This is a genomic window from Picosynechococcus sp. PCC 7117, assembly GCF_001693275.1.
Classification (GTDB): Bacteria; Cyanobacteriota; Cyanobacteriia; order Cyanobacteriales; family MRBY01; genus MRBY01.
Genome location: NZ_CP016477.1, coordinates 2,599,648 through 2,622,899 on the forward strand (window position 1 = coordinate 2,599,648; position 23,252 = coordinate 2,622,899).

Consider the following 23,252-nt stretch of genomic DNA (forward strand, 5'->3'; position numbering starts at 1 on the left):
CGAGGAGCAAAGCCTTGGTACTACGGGTCGCTGTTGTGGGAGGAGGGCCAGCCGGTTCTTCCGCCGCCGAAATCTTAGCTAAAGCTGGCATCGAAACCTACATTTTCGAGCGCAAACTGGACAATGCCAAACCCTGCGGTGGGGCGATTCCCCTCTGTATGGTTGACGAATTTGACTTACCCCCAGAGATCATCGACCGTCGCGTGCGGAAAATGAAGATGATTTCCCCTTCCAATATCGAAGTCAACATTGGTCAAACCCTCAAGGACGACGAATACATCGGGATGTGTCGCCGCGAAGTGATGGATAGCTTCATGCGCAACCGGGCCGCTGACCTCGGCGCAACGCTGATCAACGGCACCGTCTTTAAGCTTGAAATTCCCAACAACAATACCGATCCCTACGTTCTCCACTACTCCGACCACTCCAACGGCGAAGTGAAAGGGGAAATGAAAACCCTGAAAGTGGATCTGGTGATTGGTGCTGATGGAGCCAACTCCCGTGTCGCCAAAGCCATCGATGCTGGTGATTATAACTATGCGATCGCCTTCCAAGAGCGAATCCGTCTCCCCGAAGACAAAATGGCCTACTACGAAGAACTGGCCGAAATGTATGTCGGTGACGATGTCTCCCCTGACTTCTACGCTTGGGTCTTCCCGAAATATGACCACGTGGCCGTCGGAACAGGCACCATGAAAGTCAACCAAGCCAAAATCAAGCAATTACAAGCTGGCATCCGGGCCCGCGCGGCGAAACGCCTCGAAGGTGGTGAAATCATCAAAGTAGAAGCCCACCCCATTCCCGAACACCCCAGACCCCGGCGCGTTGTCGGTCGTGTCGCCCTCGTTGGTGATGCAGCCGGTACTGTCACCAAGTCCTCTGGTGAAGGCATTTACTTTGCGGCCAAATCAGCGCGGATGTGTGCCGAGGTGATCGTCGAAGCTTCCAACAATGGTCAGCGCGTTCCCACCGAAGCCGATCTCAAGCAATACCTGAAGCGTTGGGATAAGCAGTACGGTGCGACTTACCTCGTCCTGGACATTCTCCAGCGGGTTTTCTACCGTTCCGATGCGACCCGCGAAGCCTTTGTGGAAATGTGTGCCGACATCGATGTGCAGAAGCTCACCTTTGACAGCTACCTGTACAAGACCGTTGTTCCCGCTAATCCCCTTAAGCAGATGAAGATTACCGCGAAAACCATTGGTAGTCTGCTGCGGGGTAATGCTTTAGCACCCTAGTTGTGCCTGTGGATCTCAAATTAACAGATTAAATAGTTGACTTTTTGGGGGGAGCATTTTTATGACCCCCTATTTTTTGTTGTAAATAAAAAACAAGTAAACCTTGATTTCTATCTTTGGTGTCCCTAGGCTAAACAACAGCATCCCCTAGCATTATCATTTAGGGTGCATTGATCGCTTTGCCACGAGATGAATTATCGGCAACGTCTCACTATTTTCTATGGATTTGCCCTATTGTTTGTGGGGGGGCTAGTGAGTGCCCTGGTGGGTCAACAGGCGATTGTCAGCAACAAAGCCGCCGCCGCCGAACATCTGGGAGACATTAATCGTCAGTTTGCGAGTCTGCTGGATCTGCGAATGTGGGCAAGGCTCAATGAAGTCAAAACCCTCGCGGTGATTCCTGTATTTGGCGATCGCCAACGGGATCCTGAAGCCAGACGGCTCTTGGAACAAGCCCAAGAATTCGTACCCATGTTTACCTGGATCGGCTTTCTCGATCCCCAGGGAACCGTCAGCATTGCCACCGACCAAATCCTCGAAGGCCAGTCCATTGCCAGCCGCCCAGTTTTTCAGGAGGGCCGCCAAGGAGAATTTATCGGGGATGTCCATGACGCAGTGTTATTGGCCAATAAATTCCCCCGTTTACCCAACGGAGAACCAATTCAATTTGTCGATATTGCAATACCAGTCGAGAGCATTGATGGGGTGTTCCAGGGAGTCCTCGCCGCCCACTTAAGCTGGGAATGGGCCGATAATACCCAGTCAACTTTAATGGAGCCCATTGCTGGGGAAAGGCAAAAAGAACTCTTCATCATTTCTGCTGAGGGAAATAAATTGCTTGGCCCAGAGGAATGGAGTGATGGAACATTGATGGGTTTTTTGCCCCTTGAGGAGCTCGCCCCAGGTGAATCCCGTTCCCTCGTGTTGCGTTGGCCCGGCGGCACCCGTTATTTAACGGATATTCGTCGCACCCAAGGTTATCAAAATTACCCTGGTTTAGGTTGGTTTACGGTGGCCAGACAACCAGAGGCGATCGCCCTCGCCCCAGCCCGCAGCTTAGCCCGCAATATCTGGGTGTATTCCTTGCTGATTGGTAGTTTATCCATTGTGGGGATTTGGTATTTATCCGGTTGGCTGAGTCGTCCCTTGCGCCGTCTGAGTCGCATGAGCCAGCAGGCATGGTCTACACCAGAAACGCCTATTTCTTCTCGGTATCGTGCCCCAGATGAGATCCAGACCGTAGAGCAAACCATCCGCCACCTCCAGTACGAAGGCGAACAGCAAAAAAAAGCTCGGCAGTTGGCAGAACAAGCCTCCCGCCGTGACCCCCTTACAGGTCTTACCAATCGTGAAGGTTTACGGTTGTTTCTCGCGGATTACCCAGAAGGGGCGATTCCCAATGATCAAGCCCTGGCAGTGCTGGCCCTCGATCTTGATGGGTTTAAGCAGGTCAATGATCACCACGGCCACGGCGTGGGGGATGAGCTTTTAAAAGCGGTGGCCAATCGGTTGCGTATGGAATTGCGGGTTGGCCAAGCCGGGGTTCGACTTGGGGGCGATGAGTTTTTATTGTTATTGCCTCTGCCCATGGCGCAAGCTGAAAATATTGCGAGGATCATTGCCCAAAAAGTTTTATTCGCCCTAACCCAGCCCTTTGAACTGAGTCACCATACCGTCGAAATTGGCACGAGCATCGGTTTAGCAATCTGGCCCATTGACCATGAAGATGTGTTGCTGGTTTTAGACTTCGCGGATAAAGCGCTTTATCAGGCTAAACAGGCTGGCAAGCGCCGCTATATCCGTTGGAAGGCCGTGTGAACTACCCCGCCGCAAGCAGCGAGGCTTCCTACCCAAAGAATAGCTTTCTATTCCGAGGAATAGCGAGTCTTATATTCTGGCGATAGGCGGACTCCCCGGTTCCCGGGGACAAAAATCACGGTTACAAAAAATACTTTGTATGTGTTTAGCTTGGTTTTCGCTATCCGTTGCCGTGTCAACGATATGATTATAGAGCATTAATTACGCCCCAAGGGGCGGGATTTCAACCCTTTGTCGTTAAATCCGCTTAGATTTGAATTTTAGCATTCGTTGATTCATCAAGTCGATGCAATATCTCATGGCCGTTACCACCGTCAGCAGTCGCCAGGAAGCCCAGGCGATCGCCAAACAAATTATGGATCTCCGTCTCGCGGCTTGTATCCACATTAGTGAAGTTGAAAGCTTTTATTATTGGGAAGGCCAACTACAGCAGGAACCAGAATTTCGACTCCTGTTTAAGACCACTGCGGCCCAATATGCTGCTTTAGAAACCGCGATCAAAGCCCACCACCCCTATGAACTGCCCGCCATTTACGCGATCGCCCTTGATCAAGTAGAAACCGCCTATGGCCATTGGATCGATACCAATGTCACCTCCGAGCATACCTAACCAAATCACTTCTAGGCCATGGTCTTTAGCCGCGACCAAAGGAGTTGTGTTAGCATTTTTTGGGTACTGTACTTCGTCACAGGAAACACTAGGGACGCGCCCACCGGGTGAATTCATCGCGTCTGTACCGTGAATCTTGTTAACGTTTGATAAAATTTTCTTTAACAACCCTGGGGAACCCGCTTTAATTCTTTTATTGAAGCCCCCAGCCGTGAGCTTGCAGTTTTATGTCTTTGTCGCGAATCATTAGTGGTGTAGTGGCGATCGCCCTGGCCTTGACCCTCATTGTCTTGGGGGGATGGTACTTTACCTTGGGAATGGGCATCCTCGTCTTTCTCGGCCAACAGGAATACTTCCGGATGGTTCGGGCAAAGGGATTAGCACCAGCGGTAAAAACCACTCTAGTCGTGTCTCAATTGTTGCTTGTGATTGCGACCTTGAGTCCGAGCCTTGCTGACGCCCTTTTTCCCCTCGCCGGGACGTTTATCTGCTTTTATCTTCTATTCCAGCCCAAAATGGCAACCATTGCCGATCTCTCCACCTCAATTTTGGGACTCTTTTACGGCGGTTATATGCCCAGCTACTGGGTACGACTGAGGATGGGCAGCCTCGCAGAAACGGAAGCCGTGAGTAACTTACCCTTCTATGGCTATCTTCCGGCTTCCTGGGGAGAGTGGTTTAATTTGCCCCAGGCTCTCAAGTTGACCTTTGTCGTGATGGTTTGTATTTGGGCCGCCGACATTGGGGCTTACTTCATGGGCAAATGGCTAGGAAAAACGAAACTCTCGGCCATTAGCCCTAAAAAGACCGTCGAAGGGGCTGTATTTGGAGCCTTGGGGACTATCTTCGTGGCGATCGCCGGTGCTTGGTATTTGGATTGGTCATGGTGGCCCATTACAGGCGCACTCCTGGGGCTGCTCATTAGCGTCACCACCCTGCTCGGAGATTTAACCGAATCCATCATGAAACGGGATGCAGGCTTTAAGGATTCTGGACAGTTAATTCCGGGCCACGGCGGCATCCTCGACCGCACCGATAGCTATGTCTTTACTGCGCCAGTCGTTTATTTGTTTGTGACCATTTTTCTGCCGATTTTTGGCTCCTAAACAGCAACCCTTAAAAAGTATGGGTCGTCAAGCAAAAGAGATCTCCACCCATTCGGGAGATCCATGGCAGTCAGTCCGAAAATTGAGGAGAAATTAAAAAATCGTTTCTAGACGAAGCAATTGAACCAGGGCCTAGAGGGTGACCAAAGAGTCAGATTCAGGACGCTGGTAAGAAAATTCTTTGGGCAGTTCCCGCTCGTACTTGATCATGTTGGCGAGCTCCTGGAGTTGGCTGATCGCTTCTGCGCCTTCTAGCTTCATCAGCTCCCGCTCATCACGCATTTCTGTCCAGGTGATGCCGTAATCGGAAACGAGAAAACGAATGAGATGATTTTCGCCTAGACTCACCATAAAGGAAGCGCTATTGAGTTCGGTGCCGCAGGTATAGCAGGACGCGAGGTAACCACGGTTCTCAAGGGCGATCGCCAGGGCCTGTAGACTCATGACGAGGTCTTTTACGAAATCACGATGTTGTTGAGCCAGTCGAATAAACACCTTATTGTCTCCATAGTGACACACCTATTCTAAACCTTATTAATACTTTTTTAAGATTTAAATTTACCGTGTAAAGTCAGCAAGATTGATACGCTACAGTTATCATACCCAAATGGGCCGCAAACCCTGTCTATACCGTTACTTATCAGTAATATGACGTTAGAAAACTTAGACATTGTATTTAATCTTACAAACTTATTTGTATTGCCCTTTTGGGGATTAATGGTCATTGCCCCCCAATGGCAAGGCACCCAAAAACTCATGGATTCCCTGGTGCCCTTTGGAATTCTGGCCGTTGTATATGTCGGTTTGTTTGCCCTTTCCCTCGATCCAGACCAAGCTGCAATCTGGTCAAATCCCACCTTGGGTGATTTAGCGGCTTTATTTTCGTTACCGCCGGTGATGGCCACTGGCTGGACGCATTTTCTCGTGATGGATTTGTTTGTCGGGCGCTGGATTTATCAACAGGGGTTAGAAAAAGGCATTTTCACCCGCCATTCCCTCGCCCTATGTCTTTTTGCGGGGCCGGCTGGGTTGTTGTCTCATATTGTGACGGCTGGGATCACTGGTATTTGGCGAAACCAAAGTAAGGTTGCGGCGACCGATGCCCCAGAATCTTAAAAACAAATAGCGATGAAGAAACTACACCTCGCCCTTTCTACCGACAAAATTGCAGCAACCGTGGCGGACTATACAGCCCGTTTAGGGACAGCGCCTTACTTATTCATTCCGGGGGAATATGCCCTCTGGAGAACCAGCAGTTTAAACCTCTCAGTGCGCCAAGATTCTACCTGCCCTCCAGGTTCCCTGAGACATTTGGGTTGGGAAGATTCTACGGCAACGGAATTTACCCAAGAAGTGGATGTGAATGGCATTATCTGGGAGCGATTTAATGCCCAGCACCAGGCCGATGAGATTAATAAAATTTGGCCAGCGGCTGATTATAAACTCAACCACAAAACTGAGGAAAAGCATTAAAAGTATGACTAGCGCCAAAACACTATATAAATCTGCGTTTACACCATCTCATTAGGGGGATCTACAAGCTATGTCACTGGCGGCTTCTGAATCTTGGATGTGCGAGCATGTGCCGGAGGGGGAATATTATGTGTACCAGGGCGGCAGCCATGCAGACGGGACGTTTATTCGCGTGTATGTCCCAGAGTCCGCCTCGCAACCTGGAAAAAAGCTGAATGCCATTCTTTATCTCCATGGGTTTGCCCTCTGTATGCCTTCTTTTTATGAGGCCCATCTGGTTGAGTTGGTAAAGCAGGGATACATTGTCTTTTTTCCTGATTTTCAGCGGAGTTTTTATCCGAATACAGCACCCCAAACGCCAACGCCACCCCGACAATCTCAGCCCCATATTCAGCAATGGCTAGCTGCTGCGACGCAAACTCAAAAGTCAGCCCAGAAGACCTTAGCAACAGAAGATATTCACCCTCTATTTTCAGAAATTTACGAACGGAATGATACGGGTTTAAGCCGTGGCCTATCTGCCTTTACAACGGGAGACTTGCGCCGCGTGGCCTGGGCCTTGGTCGTGATTATTTTGCTGCTGACTGTGTGTAGCTGGTTTCGGCGGGAGTATGGGAAAAATTTGATTCATCTTTTGTCTACGGTAGGTTTGAGCCTAGTGCATTCACCAACGGAATGGCTGAGTAATGCGATCGCCCTCCCAGAAGATGCTTGGGAATATTTAACGACCCAAGAACGCTATGCCCACTGGAATCAGGAAAGCTTAGAGACCTTTGCCTTTGGTCATTCTCTGGGGGGATTAATTGCCTTAAGTCTCCCCTCTGTGCTGAAAAATTCGCCTAGCAATCGCTTTTTCCCGAAGCAAATCGTCACAGCCGATCCCGCTGCCAGTACGGAAATGGGCATCCCCAAAATTGCGATTTGGATTTTGAAGTTGTTCCGGTCTCCTTTCACGGCAGCCCCGATTTTGATTCAGGATACGGGACAAGATCTAAAGCAGCCCGTGGCAATCTTACATGGTGGTTCTGATACCTTGGTGCCGCCCAGCCAATGGGTCGATCCGATGCGGGGGCAAGCTACTTCTAATTATGAGGCGATCGCCAGTGAAAATAAGGCGATTTATTTTTCCTATTCCAACCCAGAAAACGATCCGCCCCTGGTCGCCTTTCATAATCAAGCCGTGACTTCGACGCAATATTATGACGATGCTTTATTCAAGGATTTTGGCGGCGTTAAAGATGGCCCCAATGCTTACAATACCGATTATGTTTGGCCTGGGGTTACGAAGATTTTCCAGAATATTGCCACGCCGGAAAATCTACTTTCACATCTCTGTACGCCAAAATTTCAAGTAGAACCGACTCCCCCGGTGAAGCCTGCTTCAAATTGGAAGAAGTTTGCGTGGATTGCTGGAATTGCTCTATTGCTTGGCGTTGGCTTTTGGCTTTGGAAAACAGTTGGATAAGTTTTTAGAGATTCAGCAAATCAAGGCAGCAATCATCTGTTGAGGGGCGATCGCCACCATCCATCACTAAGGGAATACTCTCTCGATATCCTTAAATGTTTGGAGTCGATGCTAGACTTAGCACAAAAATATGAGGAGGGCGATCGCTGTGGCTTCTATTACCCTTGACCTTTCAGATACCCAATTCCAAAAGCTGCAAGATTTAGCAACCATGCATGGGATTGAGATTGAAGTTTTACTGAAGGCAAGCCTAGAGGATTGGCTTAATTCTCAAAAAACGGGGTTTGTTGATGCAGCCGATTATGTTCTCACAAAAAATACTGAGTTGTATCAGCGGTTAGCATAGTGCGTTTTCTGACGTTAATCGAGGTACTGGCATTACACCACAGAGTCATTGAGCAATCCGGTGGGGCATTTGGCATTCGAGATTTAGGCTTGTTGGAGTCGGCGATCGCCCAACCTCGTATGACGTTTACCTGAATCACATAGAAATTAACGCCTCTGTGGATGAACAAGAGTCTGTGGTGTTGGCGATCGCATCGGGTGAGCTAGGACGAGAAGCATTAGTAGAATGGTTGAGAGAAAACACTATAGCTCGCTAACAAATCATTAGTGCAATAACGATCGCCACTATTCATTACAAATCCATTACAAAGGGAGTATCCTCTCGATACCCCCTCCAGCGAAATGCTAGGAATTGGTCAGAAGATTTTGGGCTTCGGCGACCGCCAATTTCACCTGTTCAAAACCTGTGCCACCATAACTATTCCGGGCGGCAACCACCTGTTTGGGGGCGATCGCCTGATAAATATCTTCTTCAAAGGCAGGATGCAGTGCTTTCCATTCGTCCATCGTCAAATCCTTGAGCAATTTGTCAGCGGCAAGACTGGTTTTCACTACTTTGCCCACGAGATTGTAAGCCTCACGGAAGGGAACTCCTTTACTCGCTAAATAATCCGCCACATCCGTTGCATTAGAAAAGTCTTCGTTTACTGCTTCCTCAAGGCGTTGGGTGCGGAATTCAATTCCTTCACCGAGCAAAATGGTCATTGCTTCGAGGCAACCCTGCACCGTTTTAACGGTATCAAAAAGGCCTTCCTTGTCGTCTTGCAAATCCTTGTTATAGGCGAGGGGTAAACCTTTCATCAGCACGAGTAACCCTTGGAGATGTCCGAACACGCGACCCGTTTTGCCGCGCACCAATTCCGGAATATCCGGGTTTTTCTTTTGGGGCATAATGCTCGAACCCGTCGCACAACTATCTTTTAAGCTAATAAAACTAAATTCCTTCGAGGCCCAGAAAATCATCTCTTCGGACAGACGGCTCAGATGCACCATGATCAAGCTGGCAGCGGCGGAAAACTCGATGGCAAAATCGCGATCGCTGACCCCATCGAGACTGTTTTGATAGAGGCGTTCAAAGCCGAGTAAATTCGCGCTGAAATGGCGATCAATGGGAAAAGTTGTCCCCGCCAAAGCGCCACAGCCAAGGGGAGAAGTATTGGTGCGCTTGTAGACATCTTCAAGCCGTTCATAATCCCGTTGGGCCATCTGGAAATAGGCCATCAAGTGATGCGCCAAACTAATCGGTTGCGCCCGTTGTAGATGAGTATAACCGGGGATTAAAGTTTCTATATGGTTTTCCGCGTGATTCAATAAAACCTGTTGAAAGTCTCGCAATTGCTGTTGAATGCCGCGAATTTTGTCCCGTAGATAGAGACGAATATCCGTGCCTACCTGGTCATTGCGCGATCGCCCGGTGTGGAGTTTTTTGCCCACATCGCCAACAATTGCCGTCAAGCGTTTTTCGACTGCGAAATGGACATCTTCATCTTCGACGCCGGGGTGAAAGTTGCCCTCGCGATATTCCTGGCGGACTTGTTCTAAACCTTGGACGAGGATTTCACCTTCTTCGGCAGAAATAATCCCAGTGTGGGCGAGCATCTGGGCATGGGCCACTGAACCCGTAATGTCATATTCGATCAGTTCAATATCAAAGCCGATACTGGCATTAAACACGGCGATCGCCGGATGTAGCGATGTATCAAAGCGATCGCTCCAGGTTTTTTTAGCTTCTGTCATAACGGCACTAGCCCTCGCAGGAAATCACAATCAATTCTCTCGGTAAATCTTACGGCATCAAGCCATTCCCCTAAACGCCGATCTTCCCCAAAGCGGTGAGGAACTGACGATATTTTCCCCAAGGCGATCGCCACAAAACCATGGATGTCAGCTAAATCTAACTTGGCTTACCGTTCCGCCCCAGATCGCGTTAAGAATCGGCATCAGAGCAGATAGAATGATTGAGACAATTTCGAAAGTGAACGTAGTAGCCCTATGCCTCGCCGCGACGATATCAAAAAAATTCTAATCCTTGGTTCTGGCCCCATTGTGATTGGACAAGCCTGTGAGTTTGACTACTCCGGCACCCAATCCTGTAAGGCGTTGCGGGAGGAAGGCTATGAAGTGGTCTTGGTCAACTCCAACCCAGCCACGATTATGACGGATCCAGAAACCGCCGACCGCACCTACGTTGAGCCAATCACCCCCGAAATTGTCGCTAAAGTGATTGAGAAAGAACGGCCCGATGCCCTGCTCCCCACCATGGGCGGCCAAACGGCCCTAAACACAGCGGTTTCCCTGGCGAAGAACGGCACCCTCGAAAAATTTAACGTCGAGCTGATCGGTGCGAAATTAGAAGCGATTGAGATGGCCGAGGATCGCAACCTCTTTAAAGAAGCCATGGCCCGGATCGGTGTCCCCGTTTGTCCTTCCGGCATTGCGAGCACAATGGAAGAAGCACGGGAAGTCGCTATTGAAATCGGTAGTTACCCTCTCATTATTCGGCCAGCCTTCACCATGGGCGGTAGTGGCGGCGGCATCGCCTATAACCAAGAAGAATACGAAAAAATCTGCAAGTCCGGTTTAGAAGCCTCCCCCGTATCCCAGATTCTCGTGGAAAAATCCCTCCTCGGTTGGAAAGAATACGAATTGGAGGTGATGCGGGATCTCGCCGATAACGTCGTGATTATTTGCTCCATTGAAAATATTGACCCGATGGGAGTACATACAGGCGACTCGATCACCGTGGCTCCGGCCCAAACCCTGACCGATAAAGAATACCAGCGGTTGCGAGACTACTCCCTAAAAATTATTCGTGAAATTGGTGTCGAAACGGGGGGCTCGAACATTCAGTTTTCGGTGAACCCCCTCAACGGCGAAGTGATTGTCATCGAGATGAACCCCCGTGTCTCCCGCTCCTCTGCCCTAGCCTCGAAAGCAACGGGTTTCCCGATCGCCAAATTTGCAGCAAAACTGGCGGTAGGCTACACCCTCGACGAAATTCCGAACGACATCACGAAGCAAACTCCCGCTTCCTTTGAGCCGACCATTGACTATGTGGTCACGAAGATTCCCCGCTTTGCCTTTGAGAAATTCCCCGGTTCGGAACCGATTCTCACCACCCAAATGAAATCCGTGGGCGAAGCGATGGCGATCGGGCGCACTTTTCAGGAGTCTTTCCAAAAGGCGTTACGCTCCCTTGAAACTGGCCGCTATGGTTTTGGCTGCGATCGCCAAGAAACCCTCCCTAGTCTGAGCCATATTTCGACAAGTTTAAGAACCCCAAACCCCGACCGGATTTTTACTATTTATCAGGCGTTGAAATTGGGGATGACCGTCGAAGAAATTCATGATTTGACGGCGATTGATATCTGGTTCCTCGACAAAATGGCAGAATTGCTGGTCACGGAACGCTTTATGAAACAAACGCCCCTGACGGAAATTTCGGCGGCGGATATGCGGGTGATTAAGCAACAAGGGTTCAGCGATCGCCAAATTGCCTACGCCACCAAAACCAACGAAGATGCCGTGCGCGCCTACCGGAAGTCTATCGGTGTCTTGCCCGTGTATAAACTCGTGGACACCTGTGCGGCAGAATTTGAAGCCTTTACCCCCTACTACTACTCCACCTACGACGGTACGGAGTCTGAGGTAGTCCCCTCCGACAAACCCAAAGCGATGATCCTCGGCGGTGGCCCGAACCGCATTGGCCAGGGGATCGAATTTGACTATTGCTGTTGCCATGCGGCGTTCTCCCTCAGTGATGCGGGTTACGAAACGATCATGGTCAACTCCAACCCCGAAACCGTTTCCACCGACTACGACACCAGCGATCGCCTGTATTTTGAACCCCTCACCAAAGAGGACGTTTTAAACATTATCGAAGCTGAAAACCCCGCAGGCGTAATCATCCAATTCGGCGGCCAAACCCCGTTAAAATTAGCCGTCCCCCTCGACAATTACCTCAACGCAGGCGATTGTCCCGTCGATACCAAAATCTGGGGCACCCAGCCCGATGCGATCGACACCGCCGAAGACCGGGAACGCTTTGAAAAAATCCTCCACGACCTTGAAATTCTCCAACCCGCCAACGGCATTGCCCGCGACTACAAAGAAGCCCAAAAGATTGCCAATCGCGTCGGTTATCCGGTAGTCGTGCGTCCCTCCTACGTGCTTGGCGGACGGGCAATGGAGATTGTCTATTCCGACGAAGAACTCGACCACTACATGAAATACGCCGTCCAGGTCGAACCCGATCACCCGATCCTCGTCGATAAATTCCTCGAAAACGCCATCGAAGTCGATGTGGATGCCCTCTGTGATCACACTGGAAAAGTCGTGATTGGCGGCATTATGGAACACATCGAAGAAGCTGGGATCCACTCCGGCGACTCTGCTTGCTCAATCCCCCACACTTCTCTCCCCGATGAAGTGATTAATACCATCCGCGAGTGGACGGTGAAATTAGCCCAAACCCTTAAGGTTGTCGGCTTGATGAATATTCAGTACGCCGTCAAGGATAACCAAGTCTATATCCTCGAAGCGAATCCCCGCGCCTCCCGTACTGTGCCTTATGTTTCTAAAGCGACTGGACGGCCCCTAGCGAAAATCGCGTCCTTGGTGATGTCTGGTAAAACCCTCGATGAATTAGGCATTGACGGTGAAATTACCCCGAAACACGTCGCCGTTAAAGAAGCCGTCTTACCCTTTAACAAATTTGAAGGAACCGACACTCTCCTCGGCCCCGAAATGCGCTCGACTGGGGAAGTGATGGGCATCGATGTTGATTTCGGTAAGGCTTTTGCTAAAGCGGAGATTGGTGCTGGGGTTGAACTGGCGACAGAAGGAACGGTCTTTGTCTCGATGAATGACCGCAATAAAGAAGCCGCCGTGCCTGTGGTTAAGGATCTCATGGAATTGGGATTCCGGATTGTGGCCACTTCTGGTACCCGTCAAGTGCTCCTAGAGAACGGTATTGAAGATGTGGAATTGGTATTAAAGCTCCATGAAGGGCGGCCCCATGTGGTCGATTGGATGAAAAATGGCTGGATTCAGTTCATTATCAATACGCCCTCTGGGGAAGAATCCCAAGCGGATGGGCGGATGATTCGTCGCACAGCCCTCGATTACAAACTGCCGATTATTACGACTTTGGCAGGAGCTAGAGCAACGGTGGCAGCGATTCGGTCTCTCCAAGAGCATCCCCTCGATGTGAAACCACTCCAGGAATACATCAACGCTTAATATTCCAGTTCTGAATTGCGATCGCCTCTCGTTCATTCAAGGGGCGATTTTTTGTCCTTCTGTTTGGAGGAATCAGCCTGTTTCCATGGAGCGTAATTGCTGTTTTTGTGGCCCCAAAATACGAGCCTAGACTCTACACTCGATAAAATAAGCAAAAAATTCTTATCAAAATTGGAGCGATCGCCTGTGTTAGATGGAGAACAGCTATCCCATATCGTGTCCCAAGCGTGCCGTCATTATCAGTTTTCTAAAGCGATTCGCCAACGGGCCTGGGTAGAAATTGACCATCAAGCGCTGGCGGCTAATATCCGTGCCCTAAGGGGAATTCTCGCGCCCCAAACGGCATTGATGGCGGTGGTAAAAGCCGATGCCTACGGCCATGGTGCGGTCAAGGTCGCTGAAACGGTACTCAAGGCGGGGGCCAGTTGGTTGGCGATCGCCACCTTAGGGGAAGGGGTCGAACTGCGCGAAGCCGGAATTACTGCGCCGATCCTCGTTTTGGGGGCCACCAATACCACCGAAGAAATTGAGGCGATCGCCCATTGGGATTTGCAACCCACCCTCTGTAACCTGTCCCAGGTGGCTATTTTTAATGAAACCCTCGCCCGATTAGGGAAAATACTTCCTGTACACCTCAAAATCGACACCGGAATGTCCCGTCTCGGCACCCGCTGGGAGGAAGCACTACCCTTCGTTGCAGCGGTTCACCAAGCTCCGCACCTCAACATTGCCAGCATCTACTCTCACTTTGCCACCGCTGACGACCCAGACCCCACGACGATGGATCAGCAACACCAACGCTTCCAAGTGGCGATCGCCAAGCTCGAACAACAGGGAATACCGATCCCAAAACGACATATCAGTAATTCCGCTGCCACCCTCCACAGCCGCGATCTCCACTACGATCTAGTGCGCTTGGGCCTTTCTATTTACGGTGTCTATCCAGCGCCCCACCTCAGCCCCAAAGTCCGCCTCAAACCCGTGCTCCAGGTCAAAGCCCGCATTACTCAACTTAAAACCTTGCCCCCCGATACCGGTGTCAGCTACGGTCACCGTTTTATTACCGCCACAGACACAAAAACGGCCGTGGTGGGTATTGGTTACGCCGATGGTGTGCCCCGTCGCCTCTCCAATAACTTAAAAGTCTTGGTTAATGGTGCCTTTGCCCCCCAAATTGGGGCGATTACGATGGATCAACTAATGCTTGACGTTAGTCATCTTCCGGACGTCCAAGTCGGTGATGTGGTGACGCTCATTGGTACAGATCATGACCAGCAGCTAACCGTTGACCAATGGGCGAATCAATTGGGCACGATTTCTTGGGAAATTCTCTGCGGTTTCAAGCATCGCCTGCCCCGGATTAATCTCTGAGATTTGCACACGCTTTCTAAACTATTAAGGTTGCAATTCCTCAAGAATCGTAAACCGCACATGGTTCAGGGCCAGATCTCCTAGGGAAACTTGCTCTTTCGGGACAATTTCCCCCTGGCGGTACAACTTTTCAAAGGGGACGCCTTTCGCCATTTCTGCGTGGTACCAAGCCAGTCCCATGAAAAAGCGGGCTGGGTATGGCCCTCCCTCGCACAGATCATCGGGGTTCGATTCCATGGGCAGCCAACCATAACCCGGCAAATAAAATTCCATCCAGACATGGTTGTAATCGGGTTGGAGGGGCAGATTTCTCAGGTGGGCGTGGGCTGGACATTTGTAGCGGCCCACCGTCCGGCTGGCAATGCCATTGAGCCGAGCCAAAGCCAAGAGGACACCTAAATATTCACCACAGGAGCCGACCCCCCGCCGGAGGGCAATATCTGGGGTGTCGATGTGGGGCTTAATGCCGTAGGAGAGATGGTCATAGACATAGTTGCGGATGTTGTACATTTGGCGGAGCAGGTTGGTTTCGCTACCCACGGCATCGGTTGCGGCCCGCTGGATAATCTCTGTTTCCATGGCCAAATTTTCGTTATCCACCAAATATTTTGCTTGGAGTGCTTCTGGAATCGGTGCGAGGTTTTCGCAGTCCGGCGGCGTAAATTGATATTTAATGCCCCACACTTTGAGAATGGCCCGCCAGCCAAAGATATGGCGGTGTCGGTCATTGAGTTGGTCGAATTTAAAGACGGCGACCTTTTGACCTTCTTTTTCTTCAATGGTGAAGGGGAGACCGACGGGTTCGATGCTAACCACTTGCTGGCGATCGGTTTCAGCAGGGAGAGCAATTTTCCATTCGAGATCCTGCAATTCAACGGGATCGAGGGGCGATAATTCTTCGACGTAGCTCATCTCCAGGAGAAAGCCATTGGAGAGGGCATATTTTGCCTCTGGATCGTAGCGGAAATAGAGGGGATGCAGAAAGGTAACGTCGCGGTATTGGAGCTCGTAGTTGGGGTCGGCGTTGGGATTATCGCGAATGTAGGGTTCCTGGGAGGCATAGGCGACATAGAGAATGTCTGGGCCTCCTTCCGGATTCGGGTAGAATGTCAGACCCGTGGGGGATTCAAAGGGGGTCAGTAGACTGAATTTTACTTCGCCAGTGGCCCGTTCCAGGCAATAAACGGTTTGTTCGAGGCTATCGGAAACCCAGAGATCTTCGCCGCGAATTACAAGATTTTCAACGCCAATGCCAGGGGCATAAAGGCTAGTGATGGAGCGGCCATTGGTGGCATCGTAGATAAAAATTTCACCCCGTTTTTGGCAGGAAATATAAAGGCTATTGCCAGAAATTGCGACGCCATTAACGGTATCGGGAAAGCGGGTAAACAGTTCGGGGTTCCATTGGCCGTCGGTCATGGCGCATTTGTAGAGGCGATCGCCGCTGGTAAACCAAAGAATCTCGTCTTGGATCGCGAGGCCCGTCGCCCCGATAAAAGCCGACCAAGTGCGGGAATTGATAATTTGTGTTGCATCGGTTTGGGGATCGATCCGCATCAAGTAGCCATTGATATTTTCAATGGCCCAAAAATAGCCGTCGTGGAAGGCCACACCGTGGAGGGCATAGGTTGAAATGGGGCGAATGGTGCGGTGGTTTGTCGGGGTGGCAGTACTCAAAATCCCAATTTCCGGTCGTAGGTTGTATTCTTCACTAGGATTATCACCCATGAAACTCCTTTCGTTATCGTTTTAGTAAGGGAGATTTAGGGGGTTTTGTACAAAGATCTTGATGTTTCGTCGGAGGAGTAGGGCTGCATGACACTAGATCGAGGACAGGTGATCAGTTGGTTGCAAGACAATGTTTCGCGCGATCGCCTAGAGCATATCCTTGGAGTGGAACAAATGGCCCAAGCCTTGGCCCAACGCCACGGAACAGACCCAGACCAAGCGGCCCAGGCGGGATTATTACATGATCTCGCTAAGTTTTTTCCGCCGCCCAAATTGCTGCAAATCGCCCGACAGCACGGTTTAGAAATTGATTCGATTTGTGCCCATGTGCCCCACCTCCTCCATGCAGATGTGAGTGCAATTGTGGCGCGGACGGAGTTTGGGATTCAGGATGTGCAGATCTTACAGGCGATCGCCAACCACACCCTCGGCCACCCTGGCATGGATCAATTAAGCTGCATTATTTTTGTGGCCGATGCCCTAGAACCGAATCGAGGCGATGGTAAAAAACTGCAAAAACTGCGGCAATTGAGCGAAAAAAATCTTTATCGAGCCGTGGCGGGGGTTTGTGACTATATGTTGAAACACCTTATTAAACAGCACAAAATCATCCATCCCCGGATGATCTTGACCCGCAATTGGGCTCTGCAAACTAAAGGCGATCGCACCGAGTCAAGTCTTTAAAATCGCAACCCGGTGCCCCTGATCATGTTCTCAAGCTGACATTGAAACCTGTTCAGATCGCGTCTTCCCTAGGAAATCAACGTATGATTCTCTTTTTCTTGGGGATGACGCCGAGAACGGTGCCGCTGTGAGACGACTTGCTCCGGATCAATCCCGTCAAAGGTCGGTGGCAACCAAACGCGAATCACCAACAGCGCCCCTAAAACCAACAGAAAAATACAAGCGACCAAAACCTGTGTCCAAGGCGTTTCTAAAACACCGCGTACAATAATTTCTCGGAGCACAGAAACAATCGACACTTCCACCGCCACACCGATAGAAACCCGGTGTTCTTGCAGGTAGATAATCAGCAAGCGAAACAACTCTACCAAAATCAGTAAAAAGAGAATATCAGAAGTAACCGTCTGAAATTGCAGCGGCGGCAACAACGAAAGCACCATCTCCCGCAGTTGCAACACCATAAAGCTAAACAGCCCAACACACAGGCCAATCACAATCAAATCTTGAACCGTTTCTAACAGCCGCACAACATATTGGCTATTGAGCCAGCGGTACCAAGGGAGGGAGAAAGTTTGAGGCGTTTTCATTGGCATTAAATTAATTTAAAAACTACGTTGCTGGATGAACCCGCTTCGCTTGGGCTGTGCAGCGAAAAGAAGTGGAATACGCTCTGATTGGTTTCAACTTGACCATTGATTTTTCTCGTCTTCACTATTCAGAAATCCTGGGGCAGTTCATCATCCTAAGGAGCAAACCCAGAGTTGGACTTTCAAGATTGGCAATTTGGCCAACCTAAAGCGTTAGCAATAGCGACAAACTTCGCTCGGACATTTTTCGGCGAGGTAACAAAGAGCTCTAAATCGTAGGTCGATGACTTCTTCGTAAAGGGGATTGAGCTTACACAGTGGCGGAATTTTGAAGTGAATCAGACCAGCGAAGGAAATTTCTTGTGCAAAGGGGCACTGGGCGGGCACCAGTTGACAAATCAATCGGGCGCGATCTGGATCACAAATTTCTAGGCCATTGAGCCATTGACGGAGGGGTTGGAGCAGATCGAAAGATATCGTGGGCAAAAACCGCAGTTGCTGATTGGGATTTTTGAGAGAGGGTCGGCGGGAAAAAATAATCATGGCAAGTATTTTTTGGGAAGTAGGCGAAAAACCTTGTTCTTCTACAGTCTAGTAATAAGCCCAAAGAATATAAACCCTAAAATCATATAAATCTTGTTTATGTTTAATAATGTCTGCTTAACTAAAGCCTGTATCGGGGCGTCGCAAAAAAAAGTTGTTGTTTAGCTAAGTTCATGTTCCTTTAAGCCCCAGAAAAGAAGCGGTTATGATGGGGGTAAGTTTAGCCTCGGTTATCCCCTTGCCCTACTCTCTCCAACCCGATCCGGTGCAATTGTTTACGCTCCCCAATGGCCTCCAGGTGGTGCATCAGTATTTGCCGGGGACGCCTGTGGTGGTCACCGATGTGTGGGTTAAAGCGGGGGCGATCGCCGAACCGACAGAATGGGAAGGAATGGCCCATTTTTTAGAGCACATGATCTTTAAGGGATCGCACCAAGTCTGTCCCGGTGAGTTTGATCAAATTGTCGAAACTTGCGGTGGGCTGAGTAATGCCGCCACCAGTTACGATTACGCCCATTTCTACCTCAGCACTACAGGCGATCACCTACCAGAAACCCTGCCCTATCTGAGCGATATTTTACGCAATGCCACTATTCCCGACGCCGAATTTATCCGGGAACGCCAGGTGGTACTCGAAGAAATTAGTATCAGCCAAGATGATCCCGACTGGCTCGCCTTCCAAGCCTTGAGCCGTCTGCTGTACGAAAATCACCCCTATGGCCGCTCGATTTTGGGCAATGCCGAGCAACTGTGTGGCTATACCCCCAACCAAATGCGCTGTTTTCACCGGACCCATTATCAACCCCAAAACTTGATCATCAGCATGGTTGGTAATATTCAAGTCGCCCAGGCCTTGGATCTCATTCAAAGCAACTTTAGCGATTTTCAGGTGCCCTCTGAATGCCCCCCCTTTGAGGTGGAGGCAGAACCCCCTCTGATCGAGATTCGCCGCAATGAAATTCAAGTGCCCAATGTGGAAATGGCGCGCTTAATCTTCGGTTGGTTGGGGACGGGGGTCGAACAATTTAATGACGCAGTCGGTCTAGATTTGCTGTCGGTGATCCTGGCCGGGACAACTTCCGCTTGGCTGGTGCAAGAGCTGCGGGAAAAACGCCAGTGGGTTCTGGATATTAACAGTGGTTTCTCTTTGCAACGGGATTCTAGTTTATTTACGATTCAGGCCTGGCTCGATCCAGAACATTTAGACGATGTGGAACAGGTGATTGGCGATCGCCTCGCTGATCTGCAGACCCAATGTGTGACGGAAGCTGAACTACGCCGGGCGAAACGCATGTTGTGTAATGAGCATATTTTTTCGACGGAAAGTGCGAGTCAGTTGGCCGGACTCTACGGCTATTACCAAACCCTCGGTAACCTTGATTATGCCCACCACTATCCCCAGATGGTCGAAACCTTTACGATTGAATCACTCCAGCGTTTAGTGCGACAATATCTTTCTCCGGAACATTACGGTATCGTCACTTTAACCGGCACCTAAATGGCACAACTTGCAACGGCAGAAAACGGCTGGATAGACACAACCAAAGCCACCGACCCAGAGGCGATCGCCCTCGTCAAAGATTTACTCGAAACGCAGATTTACTGCAACCTCAGCACCTGTTCGCCGCTTGGTTGGCCCTGGAGTAGCCCGTTACTTTTCGTTTGGGATCAGGGCTTAAACCTCTATTGGTCATCGGCGATCGCCGCCCAACATTCCCAAAATCTTTACCAAAACCAAGGCCGGGCGATGGTCACAGTTTATGATCCTCGTCGCATTAAAGCCGCCTTTTTTGCAGGAACAGCCACAGAATTAACCGCATTAGAACCCCTGCGACAAGTTTTAAGCGGATTCGACCAGCGGGCCAAACGACCCACACCCCGACAAGCCGCAGATTACCTCGGAGCTTCCCCCCGGCGGATGTACCAATTCACCGCGCAACAAGTCTGGGTCAGTGGCGATCGCCTGTTATCCCAAGGGCAACTGATTGACACCAAAATCCAGTTAGATCTCGACTGCCTCAAGGATTATTTTTCCCCGTAAATGTGCACCACCACTTCCCTGGTATGGCGATAACTGCGGTGTTCCCAGAGATAAATGCCCTGCCACGTTCCCAACACCAAGCGACCATTGGCAATGGGAATTTGTTCAGAGGTCTTGGTCAGCACTGAACGAATATGGGCAGGCATATCATCGGGGCCTTCGGCGCTGTGAATATACGAACGGCCATCTTCTGGTACCAATTTCGCCATGAAATTTTCTAAATCTAACAGCACATCTGGGTCCGCATTCTCTTGAATGATTAACGAAGCCGAAGTATGGCGCACAAACACAACACATAATCCTGCTCTAATGCCCGATTCGGCCACATAAGACTCGATTTTGGCCGTAATTTTGTGGAGAGATTTTCCTTGGGTTTGGATTTGTAAGGCGCGTTGATGTTGGTGCAGCATAGGGGGCAGTAAAAAAATGCGGGCTAACTCATTTTAGAATAGGGAAAAATGAGCCAACAGCCACCATGTCCACCTGGTCTAATATTTCCCTTGCCACCCCTGATCTGAGCCAAGCGGCCTTTGTGGCTTCTAATGCTACCGTGATCGGCAATGTTAGCCTCGCCGAGGGATCAAGCATTTGGTACGGGGCTGTGGTGCGGGGTGACCTAGAGGCGATTCAGATTGGTCGTTTTAGCAATATCCAGGATGGAGCCGTGCTCCATGGTGATCCGGGTAAACGGACGGTGCTTGAAGATTACGTCACCATCGGCCATAAAGCGGTCATCCACAGTGCCCACATTGAGAAAGGCTGTTTGATCGGTATTGGGGCGATTGTTTTAGATGGGGTACGGGTCGGTGCGGGCAGTATTATCGGCGCGGGTTGTGTCGTCACAAAGGACGTTCCAAGGCGATCGCTCATGGTGGGCATTCCTGCCAAACGCCTCAAGGATGTGGGGGAGACCCAAGCAGCGGAATTAATTGACCATGCCAAAGCCTATTATCAGTTGGCGTTAAAACATTCAGCATTATCGGCCTGAGTCTGGCAGTCGGCGCAGAGGCCAAAGAATTCGAGGGTGTGGTAATAGACCTTGAACTTCTGGGTTTGGCACCAGTCGGTAATTTTTTGACTAATGGGACAACTATCGAGGGGATAAGATTGGCCGCAGTTGACGCAGTTTAAATGGTGGTGGTGGTGTTCGGTCATGCCAATTTTGCTATAGAACGATTCTCCTTCTGGGGTGACCCGCTCTTGGATTTTGCCCTCGACTTTCAGTAATTTCAGGGCGCGATAAACGGTGGCTAAACCGATTTTTAGGCCCGTTTGCTGCATCTCGAAATGGAGATTTTGGGCGCTGGTTTCGGTTTCTTTGGCTTGGATGAGCTGGAGAATGGTGCGTTGGTTTTTGGTGAGTTTCTTGGACATTAGGCTTCTGGTTGGGTGGATTGGCGATCGCCGTAGGCTTTGAGTCCGAGGCTCAGGAGATAGGCAATCCCTGAAACTAGGATAATCGTTGCCCCCGAAGTCAGATTAAAGCGATACGAGAGCCAGAGGCCCGTCGTCGTAAAGCTAATCCCTAAAAGACTGGCTAAACCCATCATCGTCGTGATTTTTTTCTGCCATTGGCTGGCGATCGCCGCCGGAATCGTTAAGAGGGCAATCACCATAATCAAACCGACAATTTGCATCACCATCACCACCGTCAGGGCAATTAAACCCACAAGGACGAGATACAGACTCCGCACGGGCAAATTGCGGGTCGTGGCAAATACTGGGTCGAAGGAAATGGCGAGGAGTTCTTTGTAAAGTAAGGCAATCAAGGCAATAATCACACAGTCAACGCCAAACATTAGCCACAGATCCGACCGGGGCACTGCCAGGATACTGCCAAATAAATAACTCTCTAAACCCGCTTTATAACCTTCGGTAAAGTCGATCAAAATGATGCCGATCGCCATGCCAATCGCCCACATCACGCCGATCAGGGTATCACCCCGTTGTTTGGTTTGTTGTTCAACCCAGCCCATTCCCAGGGCAGAGATCAAGCCAAAGGCGATCGCCCCCCAGATGGGATTAAATTGAAAAAAATAGCCCAGACCAATACCCCCATAGGCGGCATGGGCAATGCCTCCACTAATAAAAACAATGCGGTTGACGACGACAAATGTCCCAATAATGCCACAGGCGATGCTGACGAGGATTCCCGCCATCAGGGCATTTTGCATAAAGTCAAACTGGAGGGCGTCAAGCATGGTCGCAGGATGAAGAATGGTGGTGGGTTGAGGTCTGGGAGCCATCACCGTGATCTGGAAAAACCCGGTGGGGAATGCCGTGGGCAATGAGATCCACGGGGCATTGGTAGGTTTCTTCGATCATGGTGGGGGTGATCAGGCGATCATGATGATAATGCAAGCGGCGATTCAGGCAACCCACGGTTTTGACATAGGTAGAAATCGCGCCAAGGTCGTGGGAGATCATCATAATCGTCATGGATTGATTGAGTTCTTTGAGCAGTTCGTAAATACTATTCTGCACCTGGGAATCAACGTTAGCGGTGGGTTCATCGAGGAGCAGAATTTTCGGTTCTGAAGCCAAGGCCCGCGCAATATAAACCCGTTGTCTTTCCCCCCCAGACAACTCCCCAATGGGGCGATCGCCTTTATCGGCCATGCCCACTTGGACGAGGGAACGCTGGACAATTTCCCGGTCCTTGCGGTTGTAGCGGTGGAATAATTTCCGTTTCCCCAAACGCCCCATGTTTACCACATCCCGGACTTGGATCGGGAAATCCCGGTCAAGTTCTAGGATCTGGGGCACATAGCCAATGTAACGGCGGCCCTGGGTGACGGGACGCCCTAAAATTTTGACCGTCCCCCGTTGGGATTGCACCAAACCAAGCAGCACTTTCAGTAGGGTGGTTTTCCCGCCACCATTGGGGCCAATCAGACCAATAAAATCCAAGGCCTGTACCTGGAGGTTAATGTCTTCGAGGACAGGGGTCTTCGGATAGCCCGCCCAGACCCGTTCGAGGGAAATGACCGTTTCCATGGGGG

24 protein-coding genes are annotated in these 23,252 nt (G+C 50.3%); 15 read left to right on the forward strand and 9 right to left on the reverse strand.

Going from position 1 to position 23,252, the window contains the following annotated elements:
• The first annotated feature begins 14 nt into the window (after window positions 1-14).
• The 4 genes from chlP (at window position 15) to AWQ22_RS12490 (ending at window position 4,772) form a co-directional block, all read left to right on the forward strand.
• Entirely contained in the window at window positions 15-1,238 is a 1,224-nt protein-coding gene (chlP, locus tag AWQ22_RS12475; RefSeq protein ID WP_030007645.1) for a geranylgeranyl reductase, read from the forward strand.
• A 189-nt stretch (window positions 1,239-1,427) separates the two neighbouring features.
• Window positions 1,428-3,056, forward strand: coding sequence for a sensor domain-containing diguanylate cyclase (locus AWQ22_RS12480; RefSeq protein ID WP_065711292.1), 1,629 nt, complete (start codon window positions 1,428-1,430; stop codon window positions 3,054-3,056).
• A 286-nt stretch (window positions 3,057-3,342) separates the two neighbouring features.
• Window positions 3,343-3,666 (forward strand): divalent-cation tolerance protein CutA, encoded by a 324-nt coding sequence (gene cutA / locus AWQ22_RS12485; RefSeq protein WP_065711293.1) that lies wholly within the window; start codon window positions 3,343-3,345, stop codon window positions 3,664-3,666.
• A 227-nt stretch (window positions 3,667-3,893) separates the two neighbouring features.
• Entirely contained in the window at window positions 3,894-4,772 is an 879-nt protein-coding gene (locus AWQ22_RS12490; RefSeq protein WP_030007643.1) for a phosphatidate cytidylyltransferase, read from the forward strand.
• A 132-nt stretch (window positions 4,773-4,904) separates the two neighbouring features.
• On the opposite strand, the gene AWQ22_RS12495 is transcribed toward AWQ22_RS12490, so the two are convergent.
• Window positions 4,905-5,267 carry a DUF1815 family protein gene (locus AWQ22_RS12495; RefSeq protein ID WP_012308076.1) on the reverse strand — a complete coding sequence of 121 codons (363 nt, stop codon included), beginning with the start codon at window positions 5,265-5,267 and terminating at the stop codon, window positions 4,905-4,907.
• Between the two features lie 153 nt (window positions 5,268-5,420).
• On the opposite strand from AWQ22_RS12495, the gene AWQ22_RS12500 reads away from it, so the two are divergent.
• The 5 genes from AWQ22_RS12500 to AWQ22_RS17300 all read left to right on the forward strand — a co-directional run bounded on the left by AWQ22_RS12500 (window position 5,421) and on the right by AWQ22_RS17300 (window position 8,190).
• Entirely contained in the window at window positions 5,421-5,888 is a 468-nt protein-coding gene (locus tag AWQ22_RS12500; protein ID WP_012308077.1) for an ABA4-like family protein, read from the forward strand.
• 12 nt (window positions 5,889-5,900) lie between these two features.
• Window positions 5,901-6,245 (forward strand): hypothetical protein, encoded by a 345-nt coding sequence (locus AWQ22_RS12505; protein ID WP_065711294.1) that lies wholly within the window; start codon window positions 5,901-5,903, stop codon window positions 6,243-6,245.
• 70 nt (window positions 6,246-6,315) lie between these two features.
• Window positions 6,316-7,710 (forward strand): hypothetical protein, encoded by a 1,395-nt coding sequence (locus AWQ22_RS12510; RefSeq protein WP_232321376.1) that lies wholly within the window; start codon window positions 6,316-6,318, stop codon window positions 7,708-7,710.
• A gap of 148 nt (window positions 7,711-7,858) precedes the next feature.
• A complete protein-coding gene (locus AWQ22_RS12515) occupies window positions 7,859-8,056 on the forward strand; it encodes a hypothetical protein (protein ID WP_030007637.1) in 198 nt (65 codons plus the stop codon).
• Complete coding sequence (locus tag AWQ22_RS17300) at window positions 8,056-8,190, forward strand: hypothetical protein (protein WP_257784299.1); 135 nt, start codon at window positions 8,056-8,058, stop codon at window positions 8,188-8,190. The genes AWQ22_RS12515 and AWQ22_RS17300 overlap by 1 nt, the downstream gene beginning before the upstream one ends.
• A gap of 210 nt (window positions 8,191-8,400) precedes the next feature.
• On the opposite strand, the gene argH is transcribed toward AWQ22_RS17300, so the two are convergent.
• A complete protein-coding gene (gene argH, locus AWQ22_RS12520) occupies window positions 8,401-9,792 on the reverse strand; it encodes an argininosuccinate lyase (protein WP_065711295.1) in 1,392 nt (463 codons plus the stop codon).
• Window positions 9,793-10,047: 255 nt separating this feature from the next.
• Here argH and carB point away from each other — a divergent pair, with 255 nt between their 5' ends.
• Entirely contained in the window at window positions 10,048-13,296 is a 3,249-nt protein-coding gene (gene carB / locus AWQ22_RS12525; RefSeq protein ID WP_030007634.1) for a carbamoyl-phosphate synthase large subunit, read from the forward strand.
• A gap of 186 nt (window positions 13,297-13,482) precedes the next feature.
• Window positions 13,483-14,667, forward strand: a complete 1,185-nt coding sequence (alr, locus tag AWQ22_RS12530) for an alanine racemase (protein ID WP_065711296.1) — start codon at window positions 13,483-13,485, stop codon at window positions 14,665-14,667.
• A gap of 24 nt (window positions 14,668-14,691) precedes the next feature.
• Here the strand turns inward: alr and AWQ22_RS12535 are convergent, their stop codons facing one another.
• Window positions 14,692-16,395 (reverse strand): transglutaminase domain-containing protein, encoded by a 1,704-nt coding sequence (locus AWQ22_RS12535; protein ID WP_232321378.1) that lies wholly within the window; start codon window positions 16,393-16,395, stop codon window positions 14,692-14,694.
• A gap of 87 nt (window positions 16,396-16,482) precedes the next feature.
• On the opposite strand from AWQ22_RS12535, the gene yqeK reads away from it, so the two are divergent.
• Window positions 16,483-17,079, forward strand: a complete 597-nt coding sequence (yqeK, locus tag AWQ22_RS12540; RefSeq protein ID WP_065711297.1) for a bis(5'-nucleosyl)-tetraphosphatase (symmetrical) YqeK — start codon at window positions 16,483-16,485, stop codon at window positions 17,077-17,079.
• A 68-nt stretch (window positions 17,080-17,147) separates the two neighbouring features.
• Here the strand turns inward: yqeK and AWQ22_RS12545 are convergent, their stop codons facing one another.
• Entirely contained in the window at window positions 17,148-17,666 is a 519-nt protein-coding gene (locus tag AWQ22_RS12545) for a phosphate-starvation-inducible PsiE family protein (RefSeq protein WP_045442251.1), read from the reverse strand.
• A 213-nt stretch (window positions 17,667-17,879) separates the two neighbouring features.
• Window positions 17,880-18,209, reverse strand: coding sequence for a Mo-dependent nitrogenase C-terminal domain-containing protein (locus AWQ22_RS12550; RefSeq protein WP_065711298.1), 330 nt, complete (start codon window positions 18,207-18,209; stop codon window positions 17,880-17,882).
• A 205-nt stretch (window positions 18,210-18,414) separates the two neighbouring features.
• On the opposite strand from AWQ22_RS12550, the gene AWQ22_RS12555 reads away from it, so the two are divergent.
• Both AWQ22_RS12555 and AWQ22_RS12560 read left to right on the forward strand, forming a co-directional pair.
• Entirely contained in the window at window positions 18,415-19,707 is a 1,293-nt protein-coding gene (locus AWQ22_RS12555; RefSeq protein WP_084448996.1) for a pitrilysin family protein, read from the forward strand.
• A complete protein-coding gene (locus AWQ22_RS12560; RefSeq protein WP_065711299.1) occupies window positions 19,708-20,250 on the forward strand; it encodes a pyridoxamine 5'-phosphate oxidase family protein in 543 nt (180 codons plus the stop codon).
• On the opposite strand, the gene AWQ22_RS12565 is transcribed toward AWQ22_RS12560, so the two are convergent.
• A complete protein-coding gene (locus AWQ22_RS12565) occupies window positions 20,235-20,660 on the reverse strand; it encodes a secondary thiamine-phosphate synthase enzyme YjbQ (protein WP_030007627.1) in 426 nt (141 codons plus the stop codon). The genes AWQ22_RS12560 and AWQ22_RS12565 overlap by 16 nt on opposite strands.
• Window positions 20,661-20,725: 65 nt before the next feature.
• Here AWQ22_RS12565 and AWQ22_RS12570 point away from each other — a divergent pair, with 65 nt between their 5' ends.
• Window positions 20,726-21,238, forward strand: coding sequence for a gamma carbonic anhydrase family protein (locus AWQ22_RS12570; protein WP_065711300.1), 513 nt, complete (start codon window positions 20,726-20,728; stop codon window positions 21,236-21,238).
• Here AWQ22_RS12570 and AWQ22_RS12575 read toward each other — a convergent pair.
• Genes AWQ22_RS12575 through AWQ22_RS12585 form a run of 3 tightly spaced genes read right to left on the reverse strand, consistent with a single transcriptional unit; the run spans window position 21,202 to window position 23,247 of the window.
• Window positions 21,202-21,624: a Fur family transcriptional regulator gene (locus tag AWQ22_RS12575; RefSeq protein ID WP_012308094.1), complete on the reverse strand. Its 423-nt coding sequence runs from the start codon at window positions 21,622-21,624 to the stop codon at window positions 21,202-21,204. The two genes, AWQ22_RS12570 and AWQ22_RS12575, sit on opposite strands and share 37 nt — an antisense overlap.
• On the reverse strand, window positions 21,624-22,451 hold the full coding sequence (locus AWQ22_RS12580; protein ID WP_065711301.1) for a metal ABC transporter permease: 828 nt from the start codon (window positions 22,449-22,451) through the stop codon (window positions 21,624-21,626). Before AWQ22_RS12580 ends, AWQ22_RS12575 begins: the two co-directional genes overlap by 1 nt.
• On the reverse strand, window positions 22,444-23,247 hold the full coding sequence (locus tag AWQ22_RS12585; protein WP_065711302.1) for a metal ABC transporter ATP-binding protein: 804 nt from the start codon (window positions 23,245-23,247) through the stop codon (window positions 22,444-22,446). The genes AWQ22_RS12580 and AWQ22_RS12585 overlap by 8 nt, the downstream gene beginning before the upstream one ends.
• Between the last annotated feature and the right edge of the window lie 5 nt (window positions 23,248-23,252).

What these genes read in the sequence shown, in the direction of transcription:
- AWQ22_RS12555 (WP_084448996.1), top strand. Translation starts at nt 18,415, where the DNA reads ATGATGGGGGTAAGTTTAGCCTCGGTTATCCCCTTGCCCTACTCTCTC.
- AWQ22_RS12545 (WP_045442251.1), bottom strand. Translation starts at nt 17,666, where the DNA reads ATGAAAACGCCTCAAACTTTCTCCCTCCCTTGGTACCGCTGGCTCAAT.
- AWQ22_RS12570 (WP_065711300.1), top strand. Translation starts at nt 20,726, where the DNA reads ATGTCCACCTGGTCTAATATTTCCCTTGCCACCCCTGATCTGAGCCAA.
- AWQ22_RS12480 (WP_065711292.1), top strand. Translation starts at nt 1,428, where the DNA reads ATGAATTATCGGCAACGTCTCACTATTTTCTATGGATTTGCCCTATTG.
- AWQ22_RS12490 (WP_030007643.1), top strand. Translation starts at nt 3,894, where the DNA reads ATGTCTTTGTCGCGAATCATTAGTGGTGTAGTGGCGATCGCCCTGGCC.
- AWQ22_RS12585 (WP_065711302.1), bottom strand. Translation starts at nt 23,247, where the DNA reads ATGGAAACGGTCATTTCCCTCGAACGGGTCTGGGCGGGCTATCCGAAG.
- AWQ22_RS12510 (WP_232321376.1), top strand. Translation starts at nt 6,316, where the DNA reads ATGTCACTGGCGGCTTCTGAATCTTGGATGTGCGAGCATGTGCCGGAG.
- yqeK (WP_065711297.1), top strand. Translation starts at nt 16,483, where the DNA reads ATGACACTAGATCGAGGACAGGTGATCAGTTGGTTGCAAGACAATGTT.
- AWQ22_RS12505 (WP_065711294.1), top strand. Translation starts at nt 5,901, where the DNA reads ATGAAGAAACTACACCTCGCCCTTTCTACCGACAAAATTGCAGCAACC.
- AWQ22_RS12560 (WP_065711299.1), top strand. Translation starts at nt 19,708, where the DNA reads ATGGCACAACTTGCAACGGCAGAAAACGGCTGGATAGACACAACCAAA.
- cutA (WP_065711293.1), top strand. Translation starts at nt 3,343, where the DNA reads ATGCAATATCTCATGGCCGTTACCACCGTCAGCAGTCGCCAGGAAGCC.
- AWQ22_RS12550 (WP_065711298.1), bottom strand. Translation starts at nt 18,209, where the DNA reads ATGATTATTTTTTCCCGCCGACCCTCTCTCAAAAATCCCAATCAGCAA.
- argH (WP_065711295.1), bottom strand. Translation starts at nt 9,792, where the DNA reads ATGACAGAAGCTAAAAAAACCTGGAGCGATCGCTTTGATACATCGCTA.
- carB (WP_030007634.1), top strand. Translation starts at nt 10,048, where the DNA reads ATGCCTCGCCGCGACGATATCAAAAAAATTCTAATCCTTGGTTCTGGC.
- AWQ22_RS12500 (WP_012308077.1), top strand. Translation starts at nt 5,421, where the DNA reads ATGACGTTAGAAAACTTAGACATTGTATTTAATCTTACAAACTTATTT.
- AWQ22_RS12565 (WP_030007627.1), bottom strand. Translation starts at nt 20,660, where the DNA reads ATGCTGCACCAACATCAACGCGCCTTACAAATCCAAACCCAAGGAAAA.
- AWQ22_RS12535 (WP_232321378.1), bottom strand. Translation starts at nt 16,395, where the DNA reads ATGGGTGATAATCCTAGTGAAGAATACAACCTACGACCGGAAATTGGG.
- AWQ22_RS12580 (WP_065711301.1), bottom strand. Translation starts at nt 22,451, where the DNA reads ATGCTTGACGCCCTCCAGTTTGACTTTATGCAAAATGCCCTGATGGCG.
- AWQ22_RS12575 (WP_012308094.1), bottom strand. Translation starts at nt 21,624, where the DNA reads ATGTCCAAGAAACTCACCAAAAACCAACGCACCATTCTCCAGCTCATC.